This window comes from Seonamhaeicola marinus (genome assembly GCF_008085455.1).
In genome coordinates, this window is sequence record NZ_VSDQ01000899.1 from 1 (window position 1) to 460 (window position 460).

Consider the following 460-nt stretch of genomic DNA (forward strand, 5'->3'; position numbering starts at 1 on the left):
TCCTTACTTAGGTGTTGGTGGTGGTTACACTTGGATTGATGAAATTGGTGCTGGTACTTTAAACGGTACTGCTGGTTTAAACATTTGGTTTAACGATAACATTGGTTTCACACTTCAAACATCTTACAAACATGCTTTTGAAGATTATTTAGATACACATTTCCAACACACTGCTGGTCTTTCTATCAAATTTGGTGGAACTGATACTGACGGTGATGGTATTTATGACAAAGACGATGCTTGTCCTGAAGTTGCTGGTTTAGCTGCATTTAACGGTTGTCCTGACACAGATGGTGACGGTATTGAAGATTCTAAAGATGACTGTCCTAACGAAGCTGGTTCTGCTGAATTAAACGGTTGTCCAGATTCTGACGGTGACGGTATTGCTGATAAAGATGATAAATGTCCTTCAGTTGCTGGTTTAAAAGCTTTAGCTGGTTGTCCAGATGCTGACGGTGAT

Annotated in this window: 1 protein-coding gene; it reads left to right on the top strand. The window is 40.0% G+C overall.

Translation table 11 applies throughout. The annotated features are described in order from the left end of the window. On the top strand, positions 1-460 hold a 460-nt coding region (locus tag FUA24_RS24705; protein ID WP_187388394.1), incomplete at both ends, for a thrombospondin type 3 repeat-containing protein.